Source organism: Lysinibacillus sp. 10T31, from assembly GCF_056394365.1.
Window position 1 is genome coordinate 1 of record NZ_JBFTHS010000036.1, and the last position, 20,823, is coordinate 20,823.

General features: G+C 37.7%; 19 protein-coding genes and 1 riboswitch. Of the genes, 10 read left to right on the forward strand and 9 right to left on the reverse strand.

The annotated features are described in order from the left end of the window. Positions 1 to 541: 541 nt before the first annotated feature. Entirely contained in the window at positions 542 to 1,843 is a 1,302-nt protein-coding gene (locus tag AC1DCY_RS18955; protein ID WP_477352686.1) for an O-acetylhomoserine aminocarboxypropyltransferase/cysteine synthase family protein, read from the reverse strand. Positions 1,844 to 1,959: 116 nt separating this feature from the next. After that, positions 1,960 to 2,072, reverse strand: a riboswitch (SAM riboswitch). A gap of 244 nt (positions 2,073 to 2,316) precedes the next feature. Here AC1DCY_RS18955 and AC1DCY_RS18960 point away from each other — a divergent pair. The 3 genes from AC1DCY_RS18960 to AC1DCY_RS18970 all read left to right on the forward strand — a co-directional run bounded on the left by AC1DCY_RS18960 (position 2,317) and on the right by AC1DCY_RS18970 (position 4,908). Further along, complete coding sequence (locus AC1DCY_RS18960; protein ID WP_477352687.1) at positions 2,317 to 2,571, forward strand: hypothetical protein; 255 nt, start codon at positions 2,317 to 2,319, stop codon at positions 2,569 to 2,571. Positions 2,572 to 2,606: 35 nt separating this feature from the next. Beyond that, complete coding sequence (locus AC1DCY_RS18965) at positions 2,607 to 3,239, forward strand: glycerol-3-phosphate acyltransferase (protein ID WP_477352689.1); 633 nt, start codon at positions 2,607 to 2,609, stop codon at positions 3,237 to 3,239. A gap of 187 nt (positions 3,240 to 3,426) precedes the next feature. Beyond that, on the forward strand, positions 3,427 to 4,908 hold the full coding sequence (locus AC1DCY_RS18970) for a DASS family sodium-coupled anion symporter (protein WP_477352691.1): 1,482 nt from the start codon (positions 3,427 to 3,429) through the stop codon (positions 4,906 to 4,908). On the opposite strand, the gene AC1DCY_RS18975 is transcribed toward AC1DCY_RS18970, so the two are convergent. Beyond that, the gene (locus AC1DCY_RS18975; protein ID WP_477352693.1) at positions 4,900 to 5,271 is read right to left on the reverse strand and encodes a hypothetical protein; all 372 of its coding nucleotides are present in this window, start codon (positions 5,269 to 5,271) and stop codon (positions 4,900 to 4,902) included. The two genes, AC1DCY_RS18970 and AC1DCY_RS18975, sit on opposite strands and share 9 nt — an antisense overlap. A gap of 134 nt (positions 5,272 to 5,405) precedes the next feature. Beyond that, the gene (locus AC1DCY_RS18980; protein ID WP_477352695.1) at positions 5,406 to 6,926 is read right to left on the reverse strand and encodes a succinate CoA transferase; all 1,521 of its coding nucleotides are present in this window, start codon (positions 6,924 to 6,926) and stop codon (positions 5,406 to 5,408) included. A gap of 284 nt (positions 6,927 to 7,210) precedes the next feature. Here AC1DCY_RS18980 and chrR point away from each other — a divergent pair, with 284 nt between their 5' ends. After that, a complete protein-coding gene (chrR, locus tag AC1DCY_RS18985) occupies positions 7,211 to 7,942 on the forward strand; it encodes a class II chromate reductase ChrR (protein WP_477352697.1) in 732 nt (243 codons plus the stop codon). Positions 7,943 to 8,151: 209 nt separating this feature from the next. Further along, positions 8,152 to 8,577, forward strand: coding sequence for a hypothetical protein (locus AC1DCY_RS18990; protein ID WP_477352699.1), 426 nt, complete (start codon positions 8,152 to 8,154; stop codon positions 8,575 to 8,577). 63 nt (positions 8,578 to 8,640) lie between these two features. On the opposite strand, the gene AC1DCY_RS18995 is transcribed toward AC1DCY_RS18990, so the two are convergent. Then, the gene (locus AC1DCY_RS18995; protein WP_477352700.1) at positions 8,641 to 10,320 is read right to left on the reverse strand and encodes a hypothetical protein; all 1,680 of its coding nucleotides are present in this window, start codon (positions 10,318 to 10,320) and stop codon (positions 8,641 to 8,643) included. 163 nt (positions 10,321 to 10,483) lie between these two features. On the opposite strand from AC1DCY_RS18995, the gene AC1DCY_RS19000 reads away from it, so the two are divergent. The 3 genes from AC1DCY_RS19000 (at position 10,484) to AC1DCY_RS19010 (ending at position 13,540) form a co-directional block, all read left to right on the forward strand. Further along, complete coding sequence (locus AC1DCY_RS19000; protein WP_477352702.1) at positions 10,484 to 11,137, forward strand: lysoplasmalogenase; 654 nt, start codon at positions 10,484 to 10,486, stop codon at positions 11,135 to 11,137. Positions 11,138 to 11,258: 121 nt separating this feature from the next. Further along, positions 11,259 to 12,488 carry a peptidase T gene (pepT, locus tag AC1DCY_RS19005; protein ID WP_477352704.1) on the forward strand — a complete coding sequence of 410 codons (1,230 nt, stop codon included), beginning with the start codon at positions 11,259 to 11,261 and terminating at the stop codon, positions 12,486 to 12,488. An 86-nt stretch (positions 12,489 to 12,574) separates the two neighbouring features. Beyond that, positions 12,575 to 13,540, forward strand: a complete 966-nt coding sequence (locus tag AC1DCY_RS19010; RefSeq protein ID WP_477352706.1) for a DMT family transporter — start codon at positions 12,575 to 12,577, stop codon at positions 13,538 to 13,540. Between the two features lie 78 nt (positions 13,541 to 13,618). Here AC1DCY_RS19010 and AC1DCY_RS19015 read toward each other — a convergent pair whose 3' ends face one another. After that, positions 13,619 to 14,107, reverse strand: a complete 489-nt coding sequence (locus AC1DCY_RS19015; RefSeq protein ID WP_477352707.1) for an N-acetyltransferase family protein — start codon at positions 14,105 to 14,107, stop codon at positions 13,619 to 13,621. A gap of 453 nt (positions 14,108 to 14,560) precedes the next feature. Next, a complete protein-coding gene (locus AC1DCY_RS19020; protein WP_477352709.1) occupies positions 14,561 to 14,992 on the reverse strand; it encodes a DUF4395 domain-containing protein in 432 nt (143 codons plus the stop codon). A gap of 119 nt (positions 14,993 to 15,111) precedes the next feature. Here AC1DCY_RS19020 and AC1DCY_RS19025 point away from each other — a divergent pair, with 119 nt between their 5' ends. After that, positions 15,112 to 15,819, forward strand: coding sequence for a Fe-S oxidoreductase (locus tag AC1DCY_RS19025; RefSeq protein WP_477352710.1), 708 nt, complete (start codon positions 15,112 to 15,114; stop codon positions 15,817 to 15,819). A gap of 68 nt (positions 15,820 to 15,887) precedes the next feature. Here AC1DCY_RS19025 and AC1DCY_RS19030 read toward each other — a convergent pair whose 3' ends face one another. Together AC1DCY_RS19030 and AC1DCY_RS19035 are read right to left on the reverse strand one after the other, a co-directional pair. Then, a complete protein-coding gene (locus tag AC1DCY_RS19030; RefSeq protein ID WP_477352712.1) occupies positions 15,888 to 16,568 on the reverse strand; it encodes a GNAT family protein in 681 nt (226 codons plus the stop codon). A gap of 12 nt (positions 16,569 to 16,580) precedes the next feature. Further along, positions 16,581 to 17,693 (reverse strand): mandelate racemase/muconate lactonizing enzyme family protein, encoded by a 1,113-nt coding sequence (locus AC1DCY_RS19035; RefSeq protein WP_477352713.1) that lies wholly within the window; start codon positions 17,691 to 17,693, stop codon positions 16,581 to 16,583. Between the two features lie 83 nt (positions 17,694 to 17,776). On the opposite strand from AC1DCY_RS19035, the gene AC1DCY_RS19040 reads away from it, so the two are divergent. Next, positions 17,777 to 19,018: a hypothetical protein gene (locus AC1DCY_RS19040; RefSeq protein WP_477352715.1), complete on the forward strand. Its 1,242-nt coding sequence runs from the start codon at positions 17,777 to 17,779 to the stop codon at positions 19,016 to 19,018. A 107-nt stretch (positions 19,019 to 19,125) separates the two neighbouring features. Here AC1DCY_RS19040 and nhaC read toward each other — a convergent pair whose 3' ends face one another. After that, positions 19,126 to 20,571 (reverse strand): Na+/H+ antiporter NhaC, encoded by a 1,446-nt coding sequence (nhaC, locus tag AC1DCY_RS19045; RefSeq protein WP_477352717.1) that lies wholly within the window; start codon positions 20,569 to 20,571, stop codon positions 19,126 to 19,128. Positions 20,572 to 20,823: the final 252 nt, after the last annotated feature.

The window sequence follows — 20,823 nt, forward strand, 5'->3', positions numbered from 1 at the left end:
ATCCTGGGATATTCATGTTAAAATTCATTTGCACAGTTCACCTTTCTATTACTTGTTTCTCGACAATTCAAGTATATATAAATCGGTGAATCTGTGCTTTTTTTATGCGTGGAATTGTGTGAATACCCCAACAAATATTATAGAACCATAAATAAGATAAGATGCAATGTTTTGCGCACTATACACATTTCCCATTTAAAACACTCCTTTATCATCAGTTTTGTAGATAAGAGTAGCTACTGGCTGAGTAACTACTCTTCTTCATATATTTCAAAAGTGGGGGAGCACTTATGAAAACTTAATTAAATTGGTTCTAGGTCGGTAGCCTTTCGAACACTTTTCTTATTTCCTAGTATAAAACAAGGAATTAATTAAGTCAATAATACTTATAAAATTACTTGGTATTAATTTTAAACTATTTCATTACTCTCACCAAATGAGGTGAGCGGATGATGTAGCAACGTTTGACGCATTACCGAATGAGGCCTATCGAATGAGAAAATACGTAAACGCTACAACATTAGCCAATGTATTTTATTTATTAAGCTTCTACTTCTTGTTGTGAAGCTGTTACTTGTTCAATTGCTTGTTCTAAATCTGCAATAATGTCCTCTACTGCCTCTAAACCGATGGATAAGCGAATGAGCGACTCGGTTACGCCAGTTTGGATTAGCTCCTCAGCTGACAGTTGCTGATGTGTAGTAGATGCTGGATGAATAATTAATGATTTGGCATCCCCTACATTTGCTACGTGCGAGAATAATTTCACACTATCAATTAATTTACGCCCTGCTTCACGTCCACCTTTAATACCAAATGTAAGCACTGAACCGAAGCCATTTTTCAAATATTTTTTAGCTAAATTATGGGTAGGGAAATCTTCTAAGCCGTTGTAATTTACATATTCCACAGATGGGTGGTTTCGTAAATATTCAGCTACCGCTAATGCATTTTCATTGTGTTTAGGGATACGTAAATGAAGCGTTTCTAAACCTTGTAATAAATTAAATGCTGCATCTGCACTTAATGTTGGACCAAAGTCACGTAGTAATTGCACACGCAGTTTTGTGGCAAATGCTGCATCTGCTGTGTCAATACCATAACGCAAACCGTGATAAGAAGCATCTGGCTCAGTAAAGCCCGGGAAACGTCCACGAGTCCAATCGAACTTCCCTGCATCTACTACAACACCACCTAAAGTTGTTCCATGACCACCAATCCATTTTGTTGCGGAATGAACAACGATATCTGCACCGTAGTCAATTGGTGTAGAGCCATATGGTGAAGCAAATGTGCTATCAATAATTAATGGCAAGCCGTTTTCATGTGCTATATTTGCTACTGCTTCAATATCTAGTACCTTTAAACTTGGGTTACCGTAAACTTCAGCGAACACTGCCTTTGTTTTATCAGTAATAGCAGCTCGGATATTTTCTGGATTTGTTTCGTCTACAAAAATCGTTTTAATACCGTAGTTTGGTAGTGTGTTGGCGAATAAATTATAAGTGCCTCCGTATAAAGAGCTACCTGCAACAATTTCATCACCTGCCCCTGCAAGATTTAAAATGGAAAATGCGATAGCTGCTGCACCAGATGAAAGTGCTACTGCTGCTGTACCGCCTTCTAATAAAGCGACGCGTTTTTCAAAAACATCTACAGTTGGGTTTGTAATTCGTGTGTAAATATTGCCGGCTTCCTCTAAGGCAAAAAGACGTTGCGCATGAGCAGTGTCTTTAAAAACGAACGCCGTTGAGCGATATACCGGTACTGTTCGTGACCCTGTTACCGGGTCTGGCTCTTGGCCACCGTGTAACAGTAATGTTTCTGGTTTAAATTTTGTCATTGTATACCTCCAAATGGTTATTTTTTTACGATGGTACCGGAGATGAGGAGGATTTTTCAGTAGAAAACAAAAACCCTCTTCAGCTAAGAAGAGGGTTGCGGTTGCAAGTTTTCCTCCCCTTATCTGCCAGATCCAATAAGAATCTGTAGGAATTAGCACCTTAGCAAGTTCATCACTTACTGGTTGCCGGGCATCATAGGGCCTATCCCTCCGCCGCTCTTGATAAGAGTATATGAGATTCAATTTCCATCGTTGTTACACAGTATAAACATAGACTTTTTCTCTGTCAACACTAAAATTTTATTTTTTCCGAAACTTCTGTCTGCTTTTTTACGTAATACGAACGCATACACTATTTTAGGTATTTAATTGTTTTATCACCAAAATGTGGGGTTGATTTCCGTTCCGACTGGGCGCTTTCTTGGGGGCGTCCGATAAGCCGCTTCACTCGCGGTGCTCGCTCGGGCCAACAGATGTTTTTTGCGCGAAAGCGAAGTGGCAGCAGCAAATGTTTTTTGCGCGAAAGCGAAGCGGCAGCAGCAAATGTTTTTTGCGCGAAAGCGAAGCAGCAGCAGCAACAACACGATGTTGGTCACGAAGGCGTTATCACAGGACGTGATGGTTTTAGCCTTCGTTCCTCTATCGCTAATCCCCCAAGGAGTCGCCCAGTCTCCACTCCAATCAGCTTCATGGCATATGTTATAACAAACATCATTCCTAACTTTTAATGATGAGCCTATTTTATTTTGAAAGGAGGATTTTTATGATAAAAGCCATTATCATTTTTCTTCTTGTTGGTTATTTGATTGGCTGTATTCACGGCTCTAAAGTTGCTCAGTTTTTATCCGGAGTAGATTTAAAAAAGACTGGTCATGGCAATGCAGGTGCCTCTAATGCAACACTTTCCCTTGGCTGGAAATACGGCATATTAGTTGCACTGATCGATATCGGCAAAGGCGTTGCAGCTATAATCGGTGTACATGTTTATTTAGCAGATATCACACAATTAACAGAAGTACAAGTTTGGCTCTTCATCTATATTGTAGCTGCCGGTGTCATTCTAGGTCATAATTTCCCATTTTATATGGGCTTCAATGGCGGTAAAGGAACTGCTTCAATCATAGGAATATTACTTGCGATTGATTGGAAAATTGGCTTATTCGCACTCATTTTATTTGTTATTTTATCTTTCGTGACAAATTATTTAATTATCGGTGTACTTGAATTTTATCTCGTTTTCTGTACAGCCACATATTTATGGATTCCTGGAACAGTCCCAACGATTATAGCCCTATCACTTTTTGGTATAGCAATCATTTTGCATATCGAAAATATTAAGCGGTTGATGATGGGAACTGAGCCTAAAGTGACTTCAGCATTCAAAAAGAAAAAATAATATCTTTTGGATATTTTTGTCTTTTCTATGGCCATATATTTTCTCGCAACTGCCCATTATCGCTATAAATAGAGGGTATTTCACATACTAGTTTTTTTACAATAAATAGACAAATTAACTTTCTTAATAAAGCATTTTACTAGCCGATGGGAAAATTACAGTCATGTTTAAGAAAGGATGAAAATGTATGTCTACTTCTGTACAAGCAAAACCGAAACGTAATTTGAAACCACTCTGGATTGGATTAGCCTTCGCTTCATTAATCATCATTACTTTTTTACCTAACAACGGCGATTTACCTGTAGCCGGCCAACGTGCTTTAGCTATTTTAGCTTTTGCGGTTATCCTTTGGGTTACAGAAGCAGTATCCTATCCCGTTAGCTCTGCTATGATTATTGCTCTCGTTACAATCTTACTAGGGTTAGCTCCATCAATGGAAGATCCAACGAGAGTGCTAGGAACTTCGGATGCATTAAAATTAGCATTAAGTGGATTTAGTAATTCAGCAGTAGCACTAGTAGCCGCAGCACTTTTCCTAGCGGCAGCCATGCAGATTACCAATTTACATAAACGACTTGCGCTATGGATCCTTTCACTCGTAGGAACAAAAACCAAAGCCATTGTATTCGGTGCTATTTTAGTATCTATTGCACTCGCATTCTTTGTCCCCTCTGCTACTGCACGTGCAGGCGCAGTTGTGCCAATACTACTTGGAATGGTAGCAGCATTTGGTTTACCACGTGATAGTCGACTTGCTGCTCTTCTTGTCATTACCTCTGTGCAAGCTGTCTCTATTTGGAATATCGGTATAAAGACGGCAGCAGCTCAAAATATGGTCGCTTTAAACTTCATCAAAGAACAGTTTGGTGTGGATATTTCTTGGGGTGCTTGGTTACTTTATGCTGCTCCCTTCTCAATCATCATGTCAGTCGCTCTATTTTTCATTATGATTACACTAATTAAGCCTGAAACAAGTAATATTGAAGGTGGTAGAGACGTAATAAAAAAACAGCTTGCGGAACTTGGTCCATTAAAAGCTCCCGAAATTCGATTAATCATAACATCGGCAATTTTACTATTTTTCTGGGCTACTGAGGGCAAACTTCACCCATTCGATACGACAACCGTCACAATCGTTGCTATTGCCATTTTATTAATGCCAAAAATCGGAGTCTATTCATGGAAGCAAGTTGAACCACATATTCCTTGGGGGACAATTATCGTCTTCGCTGTAGGAATTATGCTAGGCACGGTCTTGCTTAATACAAAAGGTGCGTCGTGGTTATCTGATAAAGTATTCGGTTCACTTGGTTTAGATTCTATGCCAATTCTTGCAACAATTGCGATTGTTACTTTATTTAATATTCTTATTCATTTAGGCTTTGCGAGTGCAACAAGCTTAGCATCTGCGCTTATACCTGTATTTATCGTTTTAGCCTCAACATTAACGACTAATGTCGATCAGGTTGGTTTCGTTATCGTACAACAATTCGTTATTAGCTTTGGCTTCCTCTTACCTATTAGTGCACCGCAAAATATGCTTGCGTATGGTACAGGAGCCTTTACAACAAAAGATTTCTTAAAATCTGGTATTCCATTAACGATTTTTGGATACATCCTAGTTCTTCTATTTTCCGCAACGTATTGGAAATGGATCGGATTATTGTAAAGATAAGGGATCATCACCATAACGCGTGGTTGATTTCCGTTCCGGCTGGGCGCTTTGTTGCTGTCGCTTCGCTTTCGCACAGATAAAACATTTGCCGCTGCCGCTTCGCTTTCGCGCAGATAAAACATTTGCCGCTGACGCTTCGCTTTCGCGCAGATAAAACATTTGTAGCTGCCGCTTTGCTTTCGCTACAGAAAACATTTGTTGTTGCTGTCGCTTCGCTTTCGCACAGATAAAACATTTGTTGCTGTCGCTACGCTTTCGCACAGATAAAACATTTGTTGCTGTCGCTTCGCTTTCGCACAGAGCAAAGCTTCCTGGGGGGCGTCCGATGAGCCGCTTCACTCGCGCTGCTCGCTCCAATCAACTAATATACATGACATATGTTTTTATAAATGTCATCCACAACTTTTGATGATGAGCCAGAAAAAGCCGTTATTAAAACAACAAGAAGCCTTGAAGGAACAAGTCAACTGTCCTTCAAGGCTTTTAATTTGTTATTTCGATAAAGCAGGGTTCTTCATCGTACCATTTTTTGCGTAATTCACGTGCCATGAGAGCGCTTTTTCTAAATTGTGTGGTGTATGGTGTCCACCTGTTGCTTCATTGGCATCGTTAAAATACTTCCATAATTGCTCACGGTATTCCGGATGTGCACAATGATCGATAATGAGCCCAACTCGTTCTTTTGGAGCAAGTCCACGTAAGTCTGCTACTCCCTGCTCTGTGACGATTACGTCTACATCATGTTCTGTATGGTCTACATGCGAAACCATTGGGACGATACTAGAAATATTTCCGCCTTTCGCGTAAGATTTTGTGACGAAAATACCTAATCGTGCATTACGCGCAAAGTCTCCGGAGCCGCCGATTCCATTCATCATTTTTGTGCCAGAAACATGCGTAGAATTTACATTTCCGTAAATATCCACTTCCAGTGCTGTATTAACAGAAATTAATCCGAGTCGGCGAATAATTTCTGGTTGGTTAGAAATTTCTTGCGGACGTAATACTAGTTTATCTGCATATTTTTCGAAATTACCATAAACTTGGTTTCCTACTTCCTCGGAAAGGGTAATAGAAGTAGCAGATGCAAAGTTTACCTTCCCTGCATCAATTAATTCGAATACTGCATCTTGCAGTACTTCTGAATATACTTCTAAGTTCTCAAACTCAGAATCTTTAAAGCCTAATAAAACGGCATTTGCTACTGAGCCTACACCTGATTGAATTGGCCTTAAGCTTGTTGTTAAACGACCTACTTTAATTTCTTCACGTAGGAAGTTTAATAAATGATTGGCCATAATATCTGTCTCTTCATCTGCAGGAACGATCGTTGATGGCGCATCTAAAATATCTGAAATCACTATGCCTTTTACTTTATCTAAATCTAGTGGTATACCAATTGTTCCAAGTCGATCGGATACATTTTGTAATGGAATTGGATCACGTTTCCCCTGTGGTCCTGGTACAAAAATATCATGGACACCCTCTAATGCATCAAGCTGAGCTACGTTCAACTCAATGATGATTTGGTCTGCTTCTTGCACAAAAATTGGGGAGTTACCAACTGAAGTTGTAGGAATTAATAAGCCGTCTTCTGTAACAGCAGCCGCTTCAATAATCGCAAAATCAATAGGACCAATAATCCCTTGACGTACTAGCTCCGCATTATGTGATAAATGCGCATCAACGAATGTAATTTCGCCACTGTTGATTTTATTACGAATACCGGCATCCGCTTGGAAAGGTCCACGTTTACGAATAACGCCAGCTTCTGCTAAGTATTGATCAACTTCTGGGCCAAGTGATGCACCTGTATATACATCTACTTTGAAGCTCTCTTTTTTAGCTTTCTCCACAAGTGCAAGGGGCACCACTTTAACATCACCAGCACGTGTAAAACCGCTCATCCCAAGTACCATACCATCCTTAATCCATGATGCTGCTTCTTCTGCTGTTACAACCTTGCTCCGTAGCTGTTCATTACGAAGCTTTTTCGCCAACTTTTCTGCCATTCCTTATTCCTCCATCCCACTTTATTTTATTTAACTAAATTACTCGGTTTAATCTCCTGGTATAGTCATCCAATTATTAGAAATCCAACCAAATAAACCGCCCATACATAATTTTAAACTATTTAGAATTTTTAATCTATAACTAACAAAATATTTAATTTTACGAGATATTTAATGCATTCGCAAATTATCTGAAAATAACTTCAATATCGGAAAAATTCGATTTTGAAGAAAAAGCGTGATATGCTCTTGATATATATAAAGGGGAAAAGGAGATTTTATTGATGGTTAAAGAATTATTACGAAACCACTCTTCGGTTCGTATTTATGATGGAAATCCAATTTCAAAGGAAATTATTGAAGAATTAATTGCTACTGCACAAATGGCTGCTACATCACATTTTGTACAAGCTTATAGTGTGATATGGGTAACAGATGCGGAGAAAAAAGAAAAATTAGGATTGCTCTCTGGTAATCCTCGTCAATACGAAACTTCTGGCGGCGCCTTTGTCTTCTGTGTAGACTTCAAGCGTCTGCAATCAGCAGGTAAATTAGAAGGCGTAGATATTGTAGCTGATTCGGCAGAAAATGTACTTGTTGGAGTAGCTGATGTATCATTATTCGCTCAAAACTTTGTCGTTGCTGCAGAATCTATGGGATATGGAATTTGTTATATTGGTGGAGTGCGTAATAAGCCAGAAGAAATCAGCGAATTATTCAATCTGCCTGACCATGTTTTCCCATTATTCGGCTTAACTATTGGGGTCCCTACTCGTCGCAATGAAGTAAAACCTCGTTTACCGGTTGCAGCAGTATTACATGAAAATGAATACAATGCTGACAAATACGAGGAGCTTTTACCAGCTTATAACGACACAATGGAAGCATACTACAATACTCGCTCATCCAATCGGAAAATTGATAACTGGACAAAGCAAATGGCTGATTTTTTAATTGAACAACGCCGTCCTCATATCAATGAATTTTTAGCAAAAAAAGGTTTCAATTGGAAATAACTTTATCAACAAGCTATGTGGAGTTACTATCGTATGATAGTAACTCCACTTTTTTCATCTTCTACATTCGCCCTCACTCTACACCTAGTATTTTTGACCAGCATGATATGTTAAATTTAGGTATAAATTAAACAAAAAGACTCTTTCCTTTTTAAACAATTACATTAATACTAATAGATGACCGTTATGTGAAAAGGAGTTATTTATATATGTCCTATGTCAATAAACATCTTGCTCGTACCTTAGAACAACAACATAAGCGAAGTGTAAGAGGTTTATTTTTAAAAATTCAAGACTTAAATAATGAGTGTACATTATTAAGAAAACGACTTGAACCACATATTGACTTAGCTGTTTATCAAAATGCTATTGATTATGTTAATCAATTCGTTTCACACACTACTATCCTCAACTTAAAATTTATTACAAATACACAAAATCTAGAGGTCGTTGTGTTACATGCACTTTTATACGCGCATATATTAGAAAACGAAGATTCTTATCATTTTGAATATGAACATAATTTACTGCAAGGGTACATTCATGAAATATTTGCGTTAAACGATCATGCAAAAGCGCTTTTTACTAATCACCAAGAAAAGATGCTTCACTATATAAAATCTCAACCAATATAAAAAGAGACGATCTTCGTAGCATAGTACTACGAGATCGTCTTTTTTTATTTAGCGAAAGCTACATTATTGTAATCCTTTAATAATCAGTTTTCGCACTGGTAAGAACTGCTCTCCTGTATCACCATAAGTGAGAATGACATCATCACCTTCTTGCAAATAAATTGCAAGCGGTTCTGTTTCTGAGCTTACCAAATAGTTTTCACCGTTATTTAGTAAAAATGATACAACTGTATAGTCCCCGAGACGTTCCTTGTAAACGCGAAGCACCTTTCCACTTGCATTTTTCTCTTCCGCATGTGAGCTTCCTTCGACTGTAGCCCCACCGCGACTTAAGGCTGTTTTGTATAATTTTAATGCCTCTTTAGGCGTTGTCGCATATACGGAAATTTCAGGATTTGCCGCAGATACGATGAAATAATTTTGTAAGAAACCATTTGAGTCGAGTACCGCAGTCAACCAGCTAGCCTCACCGTAAAAGTTATACAATACCGGCATTTCTCCAGACCATTTTTTCTCTATAAATTTCTTCTCGATAATTTGCAAGTTACCTTGTGAATCCATATAAGAAGCTTCTTGATTTCCAGTATAATAAGTTGCTTGACCTGTTCGAGCATTTGTTAAGGAATAGCCGAGCATTGAGTCGACACCCTCTTTAGGGCTCGTAAAGTCTGTGAAATAATACATATCGCCCTTCTCGTCAAAAATTGGGCTAACATTTGCCTCTGTTCCCTCATCGGAAGGAAGTTTTACATCTTTCTTACCAAACTTACTGTTCCAAAATCCATGTACATAATTACCGAAATAACTATTTTGTAAGCTTACTGTCTCTGGAGAAACCGCTCCATCAATAAATTCTGGGACATCCTCAAGCTTAATAACTTCTGATTTTCCTGTTAGCGCATCTACAAGCACGATCCCTTTTACATCGAAGCCATTACGTGCTGAAACAAATTCACCATATGAACGGATGTAGTATGGTTTACCCTCATCATCTATTTCAAGTTGTACATCTCCACAAAAAACAAGGAATGGATGTTGTAAACGTATATGACGCTCTAAATTTGAATTTAAATAAGCAGAAGGAACATACTTCATTTCCTGCTTAACAAATTTAGGATTGTCCGCTGAATCCGTTGCACTCATTATAAAGTAACCAGGAGTCGTATCGCCGTTCATCCATTTAAAGAAACCCGAGAACTCAACTGGTGCTATATAAACATACTCACCTTTCACTTTTTGAATTTGTAAGCGCCCTAGCTCATAATAACTCGTATTCGGTACTTGTCCGAACGCTTTTTTCATCTTATTTCGCGCAAATTTAGGAGGAACACTAGCTGGTGTTTGTGTTTCATCGAATGGTTTAATTTCAACCTCTTCCTTCATTTCAGCTGATTTAAATTTTTCATTAGCATTCCATAAAGGAGCTGATAATACATACACTGCAACACCTAAACTAGCTAAAAATAAAACACCCTTTATTTTTCTTTCAATACCACTTGCAAGAAGCGCACCGCCTAATGTTAATAGAATAATAGCGGGCCAAAAAGCAAGCCAGTTTACATCCATTTTTGTCACATATACTGTTATACCAGTAGCTAAAAATCCTAGTACAAATACACCGATAAAAAAGTATCCAATTACCTTTTTAGATCCACCATCCTCTCGTTTTTTCGTTATAATCGGTGTTAATAAAACACTCGCAATTAGTCCAATAACTGCCGAAGCTATTAATAGCTTAGTCATTTTGTTCACCCTTTCTAACCTTACTGTCCACTTATTTACGGCTACATACCAAAAAAGTTTCATACATAAGATGAATGGGTATCCTTTGTGCATTTCCTTTACAATAGAAATAAAGGAAATTCTATCATAGATAAAGAATTTCAAAGAAAAGGAGATGAGAATTTTGTCTAAAAAAATTATTTTATTAGCATTGATTATTTTGTTTGGTTTTTATTATATTTTTTTCCTGTCCCATATCCCAGAAAACTTGATACTTATCTTTAAAGTCATTCCAATGCTTCTAATTATTATCTTAGCTGCTACACAAAAAAATTTAGGTATTAAAAAGTATCAACTACTGATTGTCATTGGACTTGTGTTTTGTATGGTCGGCGATTATACACTTCAGTGGTTTCTAATTGGGTTAACAAGCTTCTTAATCGGGCATATTTTTTATATCTTCGCCTTTTCTTCTACTAATGAACGACAAGTACCTACTTGGGCGAAGATTCTCTTACTCGTTTACGGTGCAAGTATGGGTGTGTGGATTGCAGGTACAGTGTTTTCATCAGGAGAAGTCGTGCTTGGTATTGCGGTAATTGCCTATATTTCGGTCATATTAACGATGGGTTGGACTGCGATTCGTACAGGTTCTACATTTGCGACGATTGGCGCTCTGCTATTTATTTCATCAGATTCCTATTTAGCTGTTGATAAATTCGTTATGCCTTTACCATTTTCACATGAGTTTATTATGTTGACATATTACAGTGCCCAAATACTCATTGCCTTAAGTATTTCTCAATATTCCGAAATCCGAAGTAAAGTGTTACAATAATATCAATTGTGCCGAGGCATAATTGTATCCGTAATTGGTTTTATGCTTGCACAAAGCCCGATTACGTGACATCCGCCGGAGGCTGAAAGAAGTTAAACATACACATTAGGAGGCCATACTTATGAAAGAACAAGTAATTGAGCGTTTAATTCGTTATGCAAAAATTGATACACAATCTGATTTCACAAGCGAAACAACTCCTTCAACACAAAAACAATTTGATTTATTGCATGTACTAAAAGATGAACTTGCTGCAATAGGCTTAACTGACATTACATTAGATGAAAATGGATATTTATTTGCGACACTCGAAGCAAATACAGATAAAAAAGTGCCTACTATTGGTTTCTTAGCACATGTGGACACTACAACAGATTTTACTGGCACAAACGTTAATCCACAGCGCATTGACAACTATGATGGTGGAGCTATTCAGCTAAATGAAAATCTAGCGATGACGCCAACAGATTTTCCTGAACTTAAAAATTATGTAGGTCAAACGTTAATTACAACGGATGGTACTACATTATTGGGCGCTGACGATAAAGCTGGTATCGCAGAAATTATGACGGCTATGGAATACCTAGTAAACACTCCTTCTATTAAACATGGTAAATTGCGTGTAGCGTTTACACCTGACGAAGAAATTGGCCGCGGTCCTCATAAATTTGATGTGGCTGCATTTGGAGCTGACTATGCTTATACGATGGATGGCGGACCACTTGGCGAGCTACAATATGAAAGCTTTAATGCAGCAGGCGCAAAAGTTGTGACAAAAGGAACGAGTGTACACCCTGGTTCTGCGAAAAATAAAATGGTCAATGCCATCACAATGGCGATCGCCTTCCAAAATGAAATGCCTACTGATGAAGTACCAGAAAAAACAGATGGCTATGAGGGCTTTATTCACTTAATGGGCTTTAACGGCGCAATCGAGCATACTGAGCTTTCTTATATCGTCCGTGACCATGACCGTCAAAAGTTCGAGGCGAAAAAACAATTAATGCTTGATGCTGCGGCAAAAATTAAAGCCCAATATGGTGAGCATGCTTTAAGCATTACTATGGAAGATCAATACTATAATATGGGCGAAAAAATTGAGCCTGTAAAAGAAATCGTTGACATTGCACGCACAGCAATGGAAAAGTTAGATATTACACCAATTACACTACCGATCCGTGGCGGTACTGATGGTTCACAGCTATCTTACATGGGCTTACCAACACCAAATATTTTTGCAGGTGGCGAAAATATGCATGGTAAATTCGAATATGTATCTGGAGAAACGATGGAGAAAGCTACACAAGTAATTATCGAAATCGTACAGCTCTTTGAACAACAAGGAAAATAATTGCGAAGAAGGGTTTACCCCCTTCTTCGTAATTTTCCTGGAAATAATGACTGAATTTTCAAATTACATGAAATGAGGTGAATTTATTGAAAGAAATTGCATTAGGCATTTTAGCCTCACTTTTTTTCGCTGTTACATTTATATTAAATCATGCAATGGAAATGCAAGGTGGTAGCTGGCTGTGGAGTGCATCTTTGCGCTATTTCTTCATGCTACCGTTTTTACTTGTGATTGTCTTCTATCGAAAAGGTTTTACCCAACTATCAGGTGAAATGAAAGCACAGCCTGTAGCCTGGCTGCTTTGGAGCTTTATAGGATTCGTATTGTTCTATGCACCACTGACATTTGCAGCAGCATTCGGCCCAGGGTGGCTCGTTTCCGGAACATGGCAATTTACAATTGTCGCTGGCGTATTATTAGCTCCCCTATTTGTTTCAGTAGTAGCTGGGAAAACAGTACGTCAAAAAATACCGCTTATTTCATTTCTAATTTCATGTGTCATCTTGGTCGGCATTTTACTTATTCAAATACCACAGGCACAATCTGTTCCATTTAAAAGTTTAATGCTTGGCATTTTACCTGTTGCCATCGCTGCATTTGCTTACCCTCTTGGTAATCGCAAAATGATGGAAATCTGTGACGGACGCATCGATACATATCAACGAGTTCTCGGAATGACCATCGCCTCGATGCCTGCATGGATTATTCTAGCTATCTATGCATTAGCAACGGTTGGGCTTCCTTCCATCAACCAAGTGACACAATCATTGCTTGTAGGTATAAGCTCTGGTGTCATCGCCACAACTTTATTTTTCATTGCAACGGACCGTGTTCGCGATCACCAAGGCAAGCTTGCGGCAGTTGAAGCAACACAATCGACCGAAATACTCTTTGTCATTATTGGTGAAGTATTATTGCTCGGTATCGCATTCCCAAATCCAATTGCACTCGCAGGCCTAGGTGTCATTATTGTGGGCATGCTGTTACATAGCTACTATACGATGATACTAGGGAAAAAAAGCGCTGTTCATAGTAGCAGTTCAACTCAGTAATGTTAAAGATAAGTATTTGAAAAAATGTACATTACTAAATTACCTTTTAGTCGTGTACATTTTTTATTCTAGAGAACACTAAAATTTATAAATCATTGTTTTAGATGTCCCTACTACTTCATAATCTTTAAAGCCTAGTTTTTGATACATATTAATGGCCGTGTCATTTTCGAGGTCTACACTAAGTGAAATGGTATTGTATCCTTCATCCTTTGCTTGTTGAATTATTTTATGCATCAGTAAAGTCCCCACCCCTCTTCCTCTTACTTCTTTTGAAACAGCCATTCCTATTTCAGGCGTGTTGCCATCAATATAACCATAGCTTTTATTATTGTCGTCAAACAATCTGTACCAGGCTGCACCAACAGTTTGATTTTCTACGTCAACAGCAAACAACACTTTATCTCCCTTTCTCCCCCAACCTTCATGATATTTTCTTATGCCAGGCGAGTTTAGTAAAACTTCTTTTGATGGTTTATTCTCAGGAATATGAATAGATTCATATAACATATCTAGAAAGAACTCAAACTCTTTTTCATTACCTTCGAAATTTCTAATATAAAACATGAAATAATCACCCCTTGTTAAGGTATATTATATATTAAATTGTAATTTTTGGTATAACTATCATGACTTTGCGAGGATTTCATTTTTATAGGAATACTTTGAAGATTTATCGGAACATTATCTCATTTTATCGGAACAATTTTAGCTTTTATCGGAATAATATCTCGTTTTATCGGAACAATTTTAGCTTTTATCGGAACAATTGCAGTTCCAATCAAAAAAAGACGACTCAATCACAATGGAGTGAGTCGTCTAGAGATTTTACGTTCCCAAAAAATGAGGGGGGTTTTAGGAGCGTCTTCATGAACTAGCAAACTTCTGGAGAAAAGTAGCTAAAGTTCATCCTCTCTACACTGTATTGTAGAGGAGGAATAATCTTTATACGATAATGATAATCATTATCAATTATAAAGTCAACATTAATCTGAAAATTATTTTAAGTTTTTTTAACGCCTAAAATACTTTTTTCAGCGAACGACGATATTGCCATTGCTTTAGCTGAAAATGTAGGAAACAACCTATACAAAAGCCTGCAATTGCTATCGATGAAGCTATAGCAACCATTCCCGTAAAGACATAGCCAACCACCTGCCATTTAAGCAAGAAACCTAAAATTCCGCCTGCTAAACATAAGCAAGCTATTCTAGAATTAAATTTTTGCTGTTGTGCATCCTCTGGTATATATGTAGATGGCGCCTTTTTTAAAAACAGCTTCCCTACTCGAATAATAGGATTAAAATTGCATACAATACCAAGAAAATTTGCTACTAAAGGAATTGCTAAAATCCAAGTGAACCCAGTTGCCCACGTTAGAATGACACTTAACAGAATCGTCCATTGATTGAGTCGAACGAGCGGCCTTGGAATTGCATGAGGCTGTGACATTATAAAACCTACCTTTCAGATATGTTTAATGTATTTTACTATATTGCATTCCATTTGTGAAGCAAAAATGATTAATTTATAATTGTAGTAGCAGAAGATTGAAAGAGAAGGTGATGACAATGCCAGCATTAACGATGGATCAAGTTCGACAATTGAATTCCTATAGCATTTATACGACAGAACCAAAGCGGACATTATTTACATTAGCGGATATACATAAGGACTTTTACCATCCTGACTTTTTAAACCTTATGATGGGAATTACAGACGCAGCAACGGAAACAGCCGCTATTTCTCATTTTGCACGCCGCTACGGTATGTTTTTCGCTATGCAACTTTACATGCTAGCTGCCTACGACGAGGTGTGGGCCGGTAAACCAATCGAGCTTCGCTTTGATGCAGCAAAAGAATTCGACAGTTTTACAGTCGCAATGTTTGTGAACCCAAACGATTGGCGATATGTCGAGGAGGAAGAACGTCAAGCCGTTATTGAGAAGATTCTATATGATGGGCATGTTATCGTTCAACAGCTCCGTAAAGTAACATCTATTTCCCCTCTTACTATTTGGGAGAATTTCTTTGGATATCTACTTTGGCATTATCATATATTGCTTTCTAATCCCGGTCTAGCCGATCAAGCAATGGATGATATTGAAGCTCTAGAGGACCCTAAAACATGGGCTCGTTTCTCTAACAAATCTTGGTGGGCACAATATACAGGAGGTCAAAGCCCTACTAATTTAGTGAACGTCCCCGTACGAAAATCATGTTGTTTTTCTAAAGACATACCTGGTTTAATGGCTTGTGGCTTTTGCCCGATAAAATAAAAGTACCCTAAACAAAAAAGCCCTACCTCTCACAACAATATGTGAAAGATAAGGCTTTTTACTATTATTTATTTTTCATAAACGACGAACCAATCATTTTGATCCTCATACATAGAAGTACCTATATAGCCCTGTTTCAAAAGCTGTTGCTGACCAACTGTATCATCCATTGAAATCGTCTTCTTTTCTGTAAAGGTTGATAGCTCTTGTCGCAAGTCTTTATAGAAAATATATCGTAGCTTATCTACATACTTAATCTTTAATCCCTTTACGACTAGCCCTTGAGAAAATTTATCTTTCAAGCTAGGGATATTATATGGCTTTACCGTTGAGCATACATAATCATATTTTTCTAAATCGATATGGCCCATGACAACTTGGGCTAATGTTTTTTGTAATCCATGGCCACGATATGTTGGTGAGACATTCGATATTTCTTGATATAAAACTTTATGAAATTCGTCCTCGGCAATCCCACAATCATAGCCAAGATGTTCGTCATCAACAGGTGGGTTCAATAATGCGCGAAAGGCAATTAACTCATCTCCTACGTAAGCACCTATCATCATGCCATTGCCGCTTAAAATATAGTCAAATTCCTCAGTGCTTAATGGCTGTAATATACTTTGATCTGCTAATGATTCATAAACCTCAAGCTGTAAATTTTCAATTTCTTGCAAATGCTGAAGTTTTAATGTTGTAACAAAAAACGGCGTTTCTCCAAGTGTACCTTCATAAATTTTTTCCATTTCGCCGCCTCCTTAGGCTGTTACAATTGTTGAGAACTTACATAATTCTTTAAGGATCGCTTCATCTACGTCTACACCTAATCCTGGTTTTTCATTTAAACAGATAAATGGCACATCATAGTGTAAGTTTCCGACATCCTTAGAGAATTTTAATGGACCTGTTAATTCTACACTTGTCATTATTTTTTTAGAGAATGCTACATGGAAGCCAGCTGCTGAACCAACTGATGATTCTACCATTGAACCGATTTGACATTCAATGCCTGCCATTTCAGCCATCACCGCTAGTTTCATAGCAGGATAAATTCCACCGCATTTCATTAATTTAATATTGACCTTATCTGCGGCACGCTTTGCAATAATTTCACGCATTTCACGTACACCGCGAAGTCCTTCATCAATCATTAATGGTACATCTGTTTTTGACTTCACTTCTACCATGCCATCAATATCTTCACTGTCTACAGGCTGCTCTAACCAATCGATATTTAGATCCTTTAATGCACGTAAACCTTGTAATGTAGTGGACGCATTGCCCCATCCTTGGTTTACATCTACACGAATTGCGATGTCTTCACCAACACGTTCACGTACTGCTTTGATACGAGCAACATCATGAGCTACCTCTGTTCCTACCTTCATTTTAAATGATCGATAGCCCATCTCTACACGGTTAGCTGCCTCTTCTGCCATCGCCTCAGGTGTTCCAATGCTCAGTACATGCGTAATCGGGAATTTCTCATGATAGCGTCCACCTAGTAGTTGGTACACCGGAACTTGTAACGCTTTCCCTGCAATATCGAAACAAGCAATGTCAATCGCTGCTTTCGCTGCTGGCACATCCTTCACGACTTTGTTCAATTTATCGTGAAGTTTTTCAAAGGCCAATGGATTTTCTCCAATGATTGAAGGAGCAAGCTGGTTCTTTAATACAGCATATGTGCTCTCCCATGTCTCCCCTGTTACGTGCTCGTCTGGTACTGCTTCACCATAGCCTACAATACCTGTGTCTGTCGTAACCTTCAAAATAATTGAAGGCATCGTATCATATGTAGCATAACTGATGATGAATGGATCAATAAGTGGTAAATGAATTGCAAAAATTTCTACTTGTTGGATTTTCATTTTTATCAGTCTCCTGTATAATATAGTTGTCGCTAATACGTCGCTAATTATTGAAAAAATATAGAAGAAAAGGAACGTTGCCTATGTCTACTAAAATAGCGGTTATCTGCTCTAAAGCATTTATGAAGCGTATAAATAGTATCGCACAAAACATAGAGAATATTCAAATAGATTTTTATCTTTACAATCAACCTATAGAGGCACCCGTTTTGTTAAAGGAAATTAAGCCATGTGATGCACTTTTATTCGGAGGAACGTTGCCCTATTTACATGCACAATCTGCACTGTCAGAACTACCAATACCTTGGAATTATATAAAACAAGATGAGACGGCAATTTCCACAACTTTGCTATCGCTTATAGCCAATCATGCAGTACCTTTAAATAGAATTTCCATTGATGTTATGAATCCTGCTATAGTCGAAAATGTTCTAACAGAAATAGAGTATTATGGACCAAAACCATATATTCAGCCTATTTCTATTACTAAACCTACTCAATCTATATTGCAACATCATATAGCTTTATGGGAAGCTAACAGCATTGACTTTGTCGTAACAAGTATTCATAGTGTGTTTGATGAATTACAAGCTCTTCAAATACCTGCAATGCGCATGTTAGATGCAACAAACTCCATTATTCAATGCTTAGAGGAAACGAAATCTCAATCACTTCTTACAAAATCCGAATCTGTCAAAGCCGTTGTTGGACTATTAGAAGCTCCTGAAAATAAACCTATAGACTATAACATGTTAACGCACATTACAGCAGCTACACATGCAACTTATAAAGAAATTTCACCTTACTCTTTTGAGCTATATACAACATCTGGGCATTTGCAAAAGGCACTTGAAAAAGAGAATTTACAGAACTTATTACAACAAACCGATAAGCCATTTAAACTAGCATTTGGTTATGGTCATTCAATATTTGAGGCTAACCAAAATGCTAAGAATGCATTAACATTTGCTAAACCTTGTGAGATTTATATACTAGATGAACATAAAAATTTGCTAGGTCCATTCCCAAAATCAGAAGTAAGACTAGCTTTAAAGACAGATGATCCCTACGTTTTACAAATGGCAAAGCAAACAAGCTTAAGTCCATTAAATATTTCCAAAATCATTCATTTTAGCCGAGAGCGACAATCAGCACAATTTACATCCCATAATCTTGCAGAATACTTACAGGTTACACGCCGCACAACAGAGCGCATTATAAAAAAATTAGTGGATAACGGCTATGCTAAAGTTGTTGGTGAAGAAATGACTCACCAACAAGGTCGCCCACTTACAATATATGAATTGAACTTTGCAACCTACTAAGATCAATTATGCCTCGGCATAATTGCGTCCCGCTGAAAGAAATTAACTGAAAAGCTCTCGCAGATGCCTTTGCATCTGCGAGACTTTAGTTAACTATCAGAAGAGATTTAGTCAGCCATGACCATATCAGCATCATTTAGTTCTTCCTCTTTTTTGCGCTTCTCTGCTGCTTCCATTTCTTCCGGTGTCAGCTTAACAATCGCAAATCCGATATATGCATAAAAAATTGAAATAATAGGTACAAGGAAATTAATAATTGCATATGGCGCATATTCCATTGCACCTACACCTAATGTTGCTAAAATAAAGACTCCACAAGTATTCCATGGGAAGAATACAGAAGTTAGTGTTCCCCCATCTTCTAACGCACGAGATAAGTTTTTCGAATGCAAGCCACGCTCTCTATAAACATTCGCAAACATACGTGATGGTACAACAATTGAAATATACTGCTCAGAACATGTAGCATTTGTTGTAATACATGCAGCAATCGTTGAAGCAACTAGGCTTCCTGTTGATTTAGCAAACTTCACAATAACATTCATAAGTGCTTTTAACATGCCGGAATATTCTAACACCCCACCGAATGTCATAGCTACAATTGTCATTGAAACCGTATTCATCATCGAATCTAAACCACCACGATTAAATAGGTTGTCCACCATGTCATTGCCAGTTGAAATCACAAATCCTTCTTGTAAAGCATGTACAGCCATTGTAGGTGTACCGCCTTGTACAAAGATTTGTAGTAAGAATCCTGAGATAATTCCGACAACTAAAGCTGGAATCGCAGGTACTTTTTTCGCTACCAATACAATTACACCAACTGGTACAAGTAATAACCAAGGAGAAATAACAAAGCTTTCCTCCATTACTTTTAATGTCGTTAAAATACTTTCTGATTTCATTGAGATATCTGCGAAGCTTCTTCCCATAATTCCAAATACAATGATCGCAATAACTAAAGCTGGAATTGTCGTAAAAAGCATGTGCTTAATATGATCAAATAAGTCGGTACCTGTTAAACCTGCTGCGAGATTAGTAGTATCCGATAATGGTGACATCTTATCACCAAAGTATGATCCCGAAATAACTGCTCCAGCAATCATTGCTGCAGGGATTCCCATACTTAAACCAATACCCATACCAGCAACACCGATTGTTGCCATCGTCGACCATGAGCTACCAATCGCCAGTGAAACAATTGCACATAACAGCATGATTGTTACTAAAAACCAAGCTGGAGAAATTAATTTTAAACCAAAATAAATCATTGTTGCGACAACACCGCCGCCAATCCATGCACCAATTGTCAAACCTACTAAAATAATAATAACAATCGCTGGTAAAGCTAGACGTATCCCCTTATACATCATTTCCTCAATTTCTATCCACTTAAATCCATGCATTTTAGCAACAATGGCTGCTACAGTTGTTCCAACAATAAGTGGTACGTGAGGACTTTGCTTTAACACAACTACTGTAATTAGCATAGCTATAATCATTATTGCAAAAGTCAGAAGTGCCCAACCCGCATTTATTTCCTTTTTCATATAATCCCATCCCCTTTTTTGCACCAGTTGTCATTCTCGGTTGTCAAAGACGCAAATATTTTTATATGTTTTTTAGCATAATATTCGAAAAATTAAAAGTCAACGCAAAAAATTTATGCTTCTCGAGCAATTTCGACTATTTTAGCGTATAAAAACGCTTTCAAATAGCTATTAGGGACAATGCGAAATATTCATACATTTCGGCAAAAAAGAAAAGAAAAAGGAATTATATCAAAAGAATTTTGTACTTTT